The organism is Streptomyces glaucescens, from assembly GCF_002154375.1.
In the GTDB taxonomy this organism is placed as follows: domain Bacteria; phylum Actinomycetota; class Actinomycetes; order Streptomycetales; family Streptomycetaceae; genus Streptomyces; species Streptomyces glaucescens.
The window spans coordinates 1,410-7,432 of sequence record NZ_MUND01000397.1 but is presented as its reverse complement, the minus strand read 5'-3'; the positions used below and the strand labels follow the sequence as shown (position 1 = coordinate 7,432).

Annotated in this window: 6 protein-coding genes; 3 read left to right on the top strand and 3 right to left on the bottom strand. The window is 73.1% G+C overall.

What is annotated here, in order from left to right:
- Positions 1-2,064: PTS fructose transporter subunit IIABC (locus tag CCN42_RS24805; RefSeq protein WP_086738950.1), on the top strand; the 2,064-nt coding region annotated here is incomplete at its 5' end.
- A 137-nt stretch (positions 2,065-2,201) separates the two neighbouring features.
- On the top strand, positions 2,202-2,483 hold the full coding sequence (locus CCN42_RS24800) for a hypothetical protein (RefSeq protein WP_086738946.1): 282 nt from the start codon (positions 2,202-2,204) through the stop codon (positions 2,481-2,483).
- Between the two features lie 31 nt (positions 2,484-2,514).
- Here the strand turns inward: CCN42_RS24800 and CCN42_RS24795 are convergent, their stop codons facing one another.
- From CCN42_RS24795 to CCN42_RS24785, 3 genes are all read right to left on the bottom strand, one after another.
- Positions 2,515-3,261, bottom strand: coding sequence for a DUF6227 family protein (locus CCN42_RS24795; protein ID WP_086738944.1), 747 nt, complete (start codon positions 3,259-3,261; stop codon positions 2,515-2,517).
- A gap of 171 nt (positions 3,262-3,432) precedes the next feature.
- Positions 3,433-4,479: a P1 family peptidase gene (locus CCN42_RS24790; protein ID WP_086738948.1), complete on the bottom strand. Its 1,047-nt coding sequence runs from the start codon at positions 4,477-4,479 to the stop codon at positions 3,433-3,435.
- A gap of 5 nt (positions 4,480-4,484) precedes the next feature.
- Positions 4,485-5,705, bottom strand: coding sequence for a low temperature requirement protein A (locus tag CCN42_RS24785; RefSeq protein ID WP_086738942.1), 1,221 nt, complete (start codon positions 5,703-5,705; stop codon positions 4,485-4,487).
- 76 nt (positions 5,706-5,781) lie between these two features.
- Between CCN42_RS24785 and CCN42_RS24780 the strand changes: the two genes are divergently transcribed.
- Positions 5,782-5,961: a hypothetical protein gene (locus CCN42_RS24780; protein ID WP_086738940.1), complete on the top strand. Its 180-nt coding sequence runs from the start codon at positions 5,782-5,784 to the stop codon at positions 5,959-5,961.
- Positions 5,962-6,023: the final 62 nt, after the last annotated feature.

The window sequence follows — 6,023 nt, the reverse complement described above, 5'->3', positions numbered from 1 at the left end:
GTCGCCCTGGGCCGGGTGACCGACCTGGAGGGCTTCCTCGCCGACGTGGCGGCGCGCGAGGCGCAGATGCCGACCGGGCTCGACGGCGGCATCGGCATTCCGCACTGCCGCAGCGCCCACGTCACCGAGCCGACGCTCGCCTTCGGGCGCAGCGCTGCCGGTGTCGACTTCGGCGCGGCGGACGGCCCGGCCGACCTGATCTTCCTGATCGCCGCCCCCGCCGGTGCCGACGACGCCCATCTGACGATCCTGTCGTCGCTCGCCCGGCAGTTGATGAACACCGAGTTCACCGACGCCCTGCGCGCGGCAGGCGACCCGGCCGGCGCGGCGGCGCTCATCCGCGGCGAAGAACCCCCGGCGACTGCCGAGGGCGGCTCCGCATCCGAGGACTCCGTGGCGGCGTCGGCGGCGGCCTCCGCCGACGCCGCCACGGACACCACCGCCACGGACACCACGGCCGCTGGCACCTCCGCCGCGGGCGCCGTCGCTCCGGCCGCTTCCCCCGAGGGTGCCGTCGGTGCGGGAGAGGGAGCGGGCGGCGGCGAGGACGCGCGCCCCTTCCGTGTCGTCGCCGTCACCTCCTGCCCCACCGGCATCGCCCACACCTACATGGCCGCCGAGTCCCTGGAGAACGCGGGCCGCGAGGCAGGCGTCGAAGTCGTCGTCGAGACCCAGGGATCGGCGGGCTACGCCCGGCTCGACCCGGCCGTCATCGCCGCCGCGGACGGCGTGATCTTCGCCCATGACGTCCCCGTCCGCGACAAGGACCGCTTCGCCGGGAAGCCCACCGTCGACGTCGGTGTGAAGGCGGGCATCAACCGCGCCGCCCAGCTCATCACCGAGGTGCGCGAGAAGGCGGCGCGCGGCGAGGTGACGGGCGCCCCCAAGCCCGGTGGCACGCCGGTGGAGCGCGCCGGTGAGCCCGGCGAGGGCTACGGCACCAAGCTGCGCAAGTGGCTGATGTCCGGCGTCAGCTACATGGTCCCGTTCGTCGCGGCCGGCGGTCTGCTCATCGCCCTCGGTTTCGCGATCGGCGGCTACCAGATCAACGAGGCGAAGTCCGTCATCGAGCACTTCGACTGGGGCCAGGCCGACAGTTGGGGCGCGCTCTTCTTCCAGATCGGCGCGGCGGCCTTCGGCTTCCTCGTCCCGGTCCTCGCCGGTTACATCGCCTATGGCATGGCCGACCGGCCCGGACTCGTGCCAGGGTTCGTCGGCGGCGCGATCTCCCTGACCATCGGGGCGGGCTTCCTCGGCGGACTCGTCGCCGGTCTGATCGCCGGTGCTGTGGTCCTCGCGATCCAGCGCATCCGGATCCCGGCCGTACTGCGCGGCATCATGCCGGTGGTGGTGATCCCGCTGGTCTCGACGGCGGTCGTCGGCTTCCTGATGTTCGTGGTCATCGGCAAGCCGATCTCCGAGGCGCAGCAGGGCCTGACCGACTGGCTGAACGGTCTCTCCGGCGCCAACGCCGTGTTCCTCGGCGTCCTGCTCGGCCTGATGATGTGCTTCGACCTCGGCGGCCCGGTCAACAAGGTCGCGTACACCTTCGCCACGGCCGGCATCTCGGTCGCGGCGCCCAGCGACTCGGCGATGAAGATCATGGCCGCGGTGATGGCCGCCGGCATGGTCCCGCCGCTGGGCATGGCCCTCGCCACCACCGTCCGCAGGAAGCTGTTCACCCCCGCCGAACGCGAGAACGGCAAGGCCGCCTGGGTGCTCGGTGCCTCCTTCATCTCCGAGGGCGCGATCCCGTTCGCCGCCGCCGACCCGCTGCGGGTGATCCCCGCCTCCATGGCGGGCGGCGCGGTCACCGGCGCCCTGACCATGATGTTCGGCTCCACCCTGCGCGCCCCGCACGGCGGTGTCTGGGTCACCTTCCTGATCGGCAAGCCGTTCCTCTACCTGCTGGCCATCGCGGCCGGTACGGCGGTCACGGCGGGCCTGGTGATCCTGCTGAAGGGGCTGCGCAAGCCGGTGCCCGGCGCGGAGACGGCCCCGGTGACCGACGGTCCGGCCGCGACCGCGGCGCCCGGGCCCAAGCAGCCGGTGGCGGCCGCGTAAGGCGGGTGGGACGCGGAGGGCGCCCGAAGGGTCGTACAACAATGTCCCGTTGAGGGGCATGAGCGTGCTGTGTCGCACCTGCGAGATAGATCACGGTCCGGGGCGTAAGTCCCGGACCGTGGTGTCTACTGGACCACATGCCTGAGCATGTCTCGATCCTCCAGTGGGCGGGCGTCGCCGTCCTCGCCCTGGCGGCCGTCGCCTGGCTGACCGGCCTGACCCGCATGCTGCGCCGCGGACGCCCCGGGCCCGCCCCCGCGGGAGCCGGCGCGTGGGCCGCCGAACGCACCGGCGCACGCCCCCTCGCCGCGCTCCCCCAGCAGCGTCAGAGCGCCCCTCACCTGGAGTGCGTCGAGCTGACCCCCGCGGAACGGGCCGCCTTCGCGGTGCTGGCCCGCAGACTGGCCGGCGGCAGCTGAGCCACCGGGCAACCCGGTCCGAGTCCGGGGCTCAGGACATCTGCGCCGCCCGGCGCTCCATCGCCTCCCGCGCCGCCTCCTCGGAGGCGTACACCTCGCACATGTGCCGCCCGTCGGGCGTGGCCGTGTGCTCCACCTCCCACAGGGAGATCTCCGCGCCGTCGCTGAGCAGGAACGCGTGCTCGTAGAGCGAGAAGCCCAGACCGGCGCGGCCCGCACGGCACGGGCGCCCGAACGCCTGGGTGATCTGGTGCGCGCACGCCGTGGCCAGCAACGCGGCCGTCTCCGCGCCCGGCCGGTCCGCGTTCTCCGCGCGGCGCAGCAGCCGGCGCGCGTGGTCCGCCGAGTCGTCCGGCACATACGCGTGCCTCGGTCCCTGCACCGGCGGCGACTGCACCAGCACGGGAAGTTCGAAGTCCGGCGCGTCCGGCGGCAGCGGCAGCCGCGTGGTCGCGGTGCGCAACTCCTCCTCGTCGACGTACACCTCGTGCTGCGCCGCACGGCCCCGCGCGGTGTTGTGCACGAGCTCCCACAGCGTGAGCGCCGAGCCGTCGGCGAGCAGCCAGGTGTGCCGGTACGTCTCGCGGTGCAGCCCCGCGCTGTGGTGCGCGGAGTGCAGCGAACTGTCGTACGCCAGCGCGCCGTCCAGGCATCTGATCGTCTCGTCGGGCAGCTCGAACGAGTTCAGGGCGCGGCCGAGCAGTCGCGCGAGATGCTCCTCCGGAGACTCGGGCGACTCGTGTGGTTCGTACGGTGCGGTCTCGTACGGAACGCTCAAGGTTTCTCCCGGCGTTGCTGCATGTCACCTTGTGGGTGCATACCGTAGCCCCTCGGTCGGACATCATGTCCGGGAACCGAGAAAACGTGCGCGAGGAAAACGAGCGGACGGCGCGGCGGGTTCCCTCGCGATCCGACGATCCGACAGGAGTGCCTGGTGGGGGCGGTGTTGTCACCCCAGCCGGCCCTCTCGGCGGCTCCCGTACAGCTCCCCGTAAGTGGGCCAGATCCCGCCCGGCCCGTCCACCGGTTCCGCGGCGCGCACGGCTCGTACGATCGCGCGTGTCACCAGGTCCGCGCCCGCGGCGAGGATCTCGTTGAGCGCGAGCGGGCTGCCCGTGTCGAGCGCCCGCGCCCCGGTCGCCAGCGCGAACACCGTGTCGCCGTCGTTGAGCTGGTGCACCGGCCGTACGGCGCGCGCGATCCCGTCGTGGGCCGTGCCGGCCAGCTTCTGGGCCTGGGCCTTCGAGAGGGCGGCGTCGGTGGCGACCACCGCGAGCGTGGTGTTGAGCGGCGGAGGCGCGGTCCGGGCCGCCACCTCGGCGAGGCGCCGCCGCGCGGCCTCGTGGACAGGAGCCTGCGGATACTCCACGCGCCCTTCGAACAACTCCCCGTACAGCACCCCCGTCTCCGGATCCGCCACGGAACCCACCGCGTTGGCCACCACCAGCGCGCCGACCGTGATCCCCGAGTCGAGCACCGTGCTCGCGGAGCCGACCCCGCCCTTCAGCAGACCGGTCACGGCCCCCGTACCGGCGCCCACGCACCCCTGCCGCACGGGTGCGCCGGGCTCGCTCGCCGCCGCGGCCTCGACGGCCTCCCGGCCGACGGCCGCGTCCGGCCTGGCCCGGAAGTCGCCGCCGCGCCCCAGGTCGAAGACGCACGCGGCGGGCACCACCGGCACGACGTGCGCGGGATCCGCCCCCACGCGCACCCCCCGTCCTCTCTCCTCCAGCCAGGCCATCACCCCCGACGCCGCGTCGAGCCCGTAGGCGCTGCCACCGGTCAGCACGATCGCCTCGACCTTCTGCACCACGTTGCGCGGGTCCAGCGCGTCGGTCTCCTTGGTGCCGGGCCCGCCGCCGCGTACGTCCACGGCGGCGACGGCCCCGCCCTCCGGGGCGAGGACCACGGTGGTGCCGGTGAGCCAGCCACCGCCGGCGCGCGTCGCGTGTCCCACCCGCAGGCCCGCCACATCCGTCAGTGCGTCAACCGTCATGAGGGTCATGGGGTCAGTCTGGCCCGCCCCGCCCTGCGCGCCGTCAGGGTCACGCCGGTTGCGACCGCCAGTGCCGTCACCGCGCCGGCCGCGAGGACCGCACCGTGTCCCAGGAAGGTGCAGCAGATGACCAGCAGGGCGGCCACGGGCAGCACCGCCTGCTGGGCGATGCCCATCTTGAAGTGCCGGGAGTGCAGGGCCCACACGGTCAGCAGATAGAGCGCCGTGGGGAGGGTCACCGCGGCGGAGGCGGACAGCGTGGAGATGTGCGCCTTGCCGGTCGCCTGCTCGACGGCCACCTCCAGGCCCGCGCCGATCGCGGCGGCCGAGGCGAAGACCAGGTAGTGGCCGTAACCCCAGAGGAACGCCTGTCTGTCGGAGCGCAGATGGCCGTGGATCGGCACCACGAAGTAGATCCACCACGCGGAGAACACGATCAACAGGCCACCCGTGGCGATCGGCGGCAGCTCGCCGAGCGCATGATGATCGTCCACGCCCGACTTCACGGCCACGGTCGCCGCGGTGATGGTCTCGCCCAGCACGATGATCGTGAACAGCCCGTACCGCTCCGCGATGTGGCGCGGATGCCACGGCGTCTCGAAGCCCCGCTCGGCGAGGACGGGCACGCACAGTTCCACGACGGCCATCACGAGGAACAGCCATGGACGCGCGGGCTCGGGCAGCAGCACCAGTCCGAGCCAGCCGGCCAGGCAGAGCAGCACACCGGCCGTGTACCGCAGCGCCGTGGTGCGTTCCGGGCCGGTCGCGGATCTCGCGGCGCGCAGCCACTGCGCGGCCAGTGCCAGCCGCATGATCACGTAGCCGAGCCAGACGAGCAGGAAGTCATGGTCGTCGAAGGCCCGTGACACGCCGGCGGCCAGCACCAGGACACCGGAGATCTGGACGAGGGTGACCACGCGGTACAGCGCGTCGTCGTTGTCGTACGCCGAGGCGAACCAGGTGAAGTTCATCCAGGCCCACCAGATGGCGAAGAAGACCATCGCGTAGTTCAGGATGCCCTCGCCCGCGTGCCCCTCCGCGACGGCGTGCACCAGCTGGAGGCCCGCCTGGGCGACCGCCACGACGAAACACAGGTCGAAGAAGAGCTCCAGCGGTGTGGCGGTGCGGTGGGCCTCGGCGCGGGCCCGCGCGGTCAGCCTGCGCAGTGGCCTTCCGGGGACCTGTCCGCCCGCCGGGACGGGCGGCGGACTCGAACGGGACATCATGAGTCCCAGAACAGCAGAAACCGGGCAAAAAGTCTTGTGAAGGCGTTCACGAGAGGGCGGGCCGTACCCTGGGGACATGAGCACCGCCGCCACCCCCGAGCCGCGCGACCCCAAGGCCGCGCTGATCTTCGACGACCCGCTGGACGAGCAGTCCTCCGACGACACGGACCGGGGCTGGGGCGAGCGGCGGGGCGGCGGCGACGCCGCGGACGACCTGAAGCGCTTCCTCGACGAGAAGCCCCCGCACCACCTGTAGACCCGGGCGGGCCCGCCGGGCCGCCGCCCGTGGGCCCTCGCACACCCCCTAGGTCGTGTCCG

Bases quoted from the DNA above. Each gene is read 5' to 3' on its own strand.
- CCN42_RS24800 (WP_086738946.1), top strand. From the start codon at position 2,202: ATGCCTGAGCATGTCTCGATCCTCCAGTGGGCGGGCGTCGCCGTCCTC.
- CCN42_RS24790 (WP_086738948.1), bottom strand. From the start codon at position 4,479: ATGACGGTTGACGCACTGACGGATGTGGCGGGCCTGCGGGTGGGACAC.
- CCN42_RS24785 (WP_086738942.1), bottom strand. From the start codon at position 5,705: ATGATGTCCCGTTCGAGTCCGCCGCCCGTCCCGGCGGGCGGACAGGTC.
- CCN42_RS24780 (WP_086738940.1), top strand. From the start codon at position 5,782: ATGAGCACCGCCGCCACCCCCGAGCCGCGCGACCCCAAGGCCGCGCTG.